At 71.2% G+C, this 3,282-nt stretch carries 3 protein-coding genes; 2 read left to right on the top strand and 1 reads right to left on the bottom strand.

The genetic code is table 11. The annotated features are described in order from the left end of the window. Positions 1-126 precede the first annotated feature (126 nt). Complete coding sequence (locus AC1D15_RS23370; protein ID WP_477827854.1) at positions 127-1,053, top strand: carbohydrate kinase family protein; 927 nt, start codon at positions 127-129, stop codon at positions 1,051-1,053. Here the strand turns inward: AC1D15_RS23370 and AC1D15_RS23365 are convergent, their stop codons facing one another. Beyond that, on the bottom strand, positions 1,054-1,893 hold the full coding sequence (locus AC1D15_RS23365) for a carbon-nitrogen hydrolase family protein (RefSeq protein ID WP_477827853.1): 840 nt from the start codon (positions 1,891-1,893) through the stop codon (positions 1,054-1,056). It abuts the gene before it with no gap. A 147-nt stretch (positions 1,894-2,040) separates the two neighbouring features. On the opposite strand from AC1D15_RS23365, the gene AC1D15_RS23360 reads away from it, so the two are divergent. Further along, positions 2,041-3,282, top strand: a 1,242-nt coding sequence (locus AC1D15_RS23360; protein WP_477827852.1) for a [protein-PII] uridylyltransferase family protein, incomplete at its 3' end; no start/stop codon positions are given.

The raw sequence follows: 3,282 nt of genomic DNA, 5'->3' as shown, positions 1-3,282 counted from the left end.
CAGCAAAGTATGGGCAACGGCGTTTAATAAATCAAGTTGATTGATTAATGGAAAACCCTGTAACCTCCGCGACCCGCCGGGGGCAAGCTGGCGCGCCCTTTTGCGCGCCCTTTTCTGGAGAGTCCGATGTTCGTGGTGTGTGGCGAAGCCTTGATGGATGTGTTCTCGACCGGTTCGACACCGACGGGTGTCCGCATGGATGCGCGCATCGGCGGTTCGCCGTTCAACGTCGCGGTCGGGCTGGCGCGGCTCGATCAGCCGGTCGCATTCTTCGGCGGCGTGTCGAGCGGCTTCCTGGGCGAGCGGCTGGTGGCGGCGATGCGGGCGGAGCGCGTCGACACGCGGGCGCTGCACGTCAGCAGTGCGCCGACCACGCTCGGCCTGGTCGGGCTGGATGCGGCCGGCGTGCCCTCGTATGCGTTCTACGGCCACGGCGCGGCCGACCGCGAGGTGCCGCTCGAGGCGCTGCAGCGCGTGCCGGGCGATGCGAAGGTGATCCACGTCGGCTCGTTCAACACCGTCGTCGAGCCGGTGGCGGGCACGTTGCGGGCGCTGGTCGAGCGCGAGCACGGGCGCTGCCTGATCTCCTACGACCCGAACATCCGGCTGAACGTCGAGCCCGAGGTCGCGCGCTGGCGCGAGCAGCTGCAGTGGATGCTGCCGCGCACGCACCTGCTGAAGGTCAGCGACGAGGATCTCGCGCTGCTGTACCCGGGCGTCGAGCACGAGGTGCTGGCCCGGCAGTGGCTTGCGGCCGGCGTGACGCTGGTGGTGGTGACGCGCGGCGCGAAGGGGGCGATCGGCTGGACGGCCGGCGCGCAGGCCGAGGCGCAGCCGGTGGTGGTGGCGGTGATCGACACGGTCGGTGCCGGCGACACCTTCCAGGCGGCGCTGCTGACCTGGCTGGCCGAGCGCGACGCGCTGTCGGGGCGGGCGATCGCGGCGCTGGACGGCGCACAGCTGGCCGATGCGCTGAACTTCGCGGCGCGTGCGGCGGCCATCACCTGCTCGCGGCGCGGGGCGGACCTGCCGCGGCGCAACGAGCTGAACTGATCAGGCCGCGATCCACCTCGGCTGGCGGTGCGTCAGCGCCGGCAGCTGCATCCGCACCTGCGCGATCCGCGCCGGGTCCAGCGTCGCCATCACGACCCCTTCGCCCTCCTCGCRCATCGCGAGCACCTCGCCCCACGGGTCGGCGATCAGGCTGTGGCCGAAGGTGCGGCGGCCGTTCTCGTGCAGCCCGCCCTGCGCCGGCGCGATCACGTAGCACTGGTTCTCGACCGCGCGCGCCCGCAGCAGCAGCTCCCAGTGCGCCTTCCCGGTGGTGTGCGTGAACGCCGCCGGCACCGCCAGCAGGTCGCACGGCGGCGACATCATCGCGCGGTACAGCTCGGGGAAGCGCAGGTCGTAGCAGATGCTCAGGCCGACGCGCAGCCCGTCGGCGTCGAAGGTCACCGGCTCGCTGCCGGCCCGCAGCACGCGGCCTTCGTCGAAGTTCTCGCGGCCGTTGTCGTAGCGGAACAGGTGCATCTTGTCGTAGCGCGCCGCGAGCGTGCCGTCGGGTGCGAACACGCAGCTCGCGTTGAGCACGCGGTCGGGGCTGCCGGTGCCGGACTCGTTGAATGCGCCGATGCGCATGGGCAGCGTGCCGCCGATGATCCAGATCCCGTGGCTGCGCGCCGCCTCGGACAGCATCGCCTGGATCGGCCCGTCGCCCGGCGCCTCGGCCAGCGCGAGCTTGTCGCGGTCGCTGTGGCCCATCAGGCAGAAGTACTCCGGCAGCCCGACCAGCCGGGCGCCTGCCGCGGCGGCCTGCGCGATCAGCCGGCGGGCATGGTCCAGGTTCTCGTCGACGCGCGGCGTCGAGACCGTTTGAAGTGCGGCGATCAGCATCGGGGTTTCCCTGAAGAATGTGGCCTTCCTCACGCCGTGAGGGCCAGAGCGCAAGAGCTTACGTCGGACTCCGGGCCTGCGCCCGTCACAGGAATAGCAGCTGGGGCAGAATCCGACCGCCTTCCTTGACACGGGCAGCAACGTCTCATGGCTCTCGAGTCTTCCACCCTGGGCGCACCGGCCGCCGCTGCATCCACGCCGCCCGGCCCGGCACGCGCCGAGCACAGCCGCTTCGTGCAGCGGATCCGCCGCCGCTTTGGCGCCGAGCTGTCGCTGCTGGCGCCCGGCCTGCCGACCCGCGAGCCGATCGAGGCGCTGATCGACGCGCTGCTGGCCACCGAGCGCACGCTGCCGAGCGCGCTGCGCGTCGCCCGCCACCTGGTGCTGGAACGCCTGGCCGTGCTCGACATCGAGCAGGGCGCGGCGATGGAGGACATCACCCGCGCGATGACCGAGCTGGCCGAGACCACGCTCGACCGCGCGATCGCGCAGGCGCAGCACGAGCAGGACCAGCGCTACGGCGCGCCGCTGAACGCCGACGGCCGGCGCATCGACTTCTGGGTCGTCGGCATGGGCAAGCTGGGCGCGCGCGAGCTGAACGTCTCGTCCGACATCGACCTGGTCTACGTCTATGAAGAAGACGGCGAGACCGCCGGGCCGCAGCAGGTCACCGCGCACGAATACTTCTCGCAGCTCGCGCGCAGCCTGTACGCGCTGATCGGCGACACCACCGACGACGGCTTCGTGTTCCGGGTCGACCTCGCGCTGCGCCCGAACGGCAACTCCGGCCCGCCGGTGGTGAGCCTCGCGATGCTGGAGGAGTACTTCCTGGTGCAGGGCCGCGAGTGGGAGCGCTTCGCATGGCTGAAGAGCCGCGTCGTCGCGCCGCGCGAGAGCGTGCGCAACGGCCGCGCGCTCGCGCTGCGCTCCACCGTGACCAGCTTCGTCTACCGCCGCTACCTCGACTACGGCGTGTTCGAGGGGCTGCGCCAGCTGCACCGCAAGGTGCGCGACGAAGCGCAGCGCCGGGCCGCCGGCCGGCCGGAGCGCGCGAACGACGTGAAGCTGTCGCGCGGCGGCATCCGCGAGATCGAGTTCATCGTGCAGCTGCTGCTGGTGGTGCGCGGCGGGCAGTTCCCCGAGATCCGCACCCGCTCGACGCTGAAGGCCCTGGCCAAGCTGACCGCCGGCGGCTTGATGAAGCCGGCCAGCGCCGACCGGCTGGCCGAGGCCTACACCTTCCTGCGCCGCATCGAGCACCGCATCCAGTTTCTCGACGACCAGCAGACGCATTTGCTGCCGACCGCCGACGAGGACCTGAACTGGATCGCGCGCAGCATGGGCCTGCACTGCGGCAAGGTCTCGTGCGAGCTGCTCGAACTGCTGGGC

The sequence above is a fragment of the Rhizobacter sp. P2_H2 genome, assembly GCF_056403375.1.
Note: the sequence above shows the minus strand (reverse complement) of the source record. Positions and strands in the feature narration are given on the sequence as shown.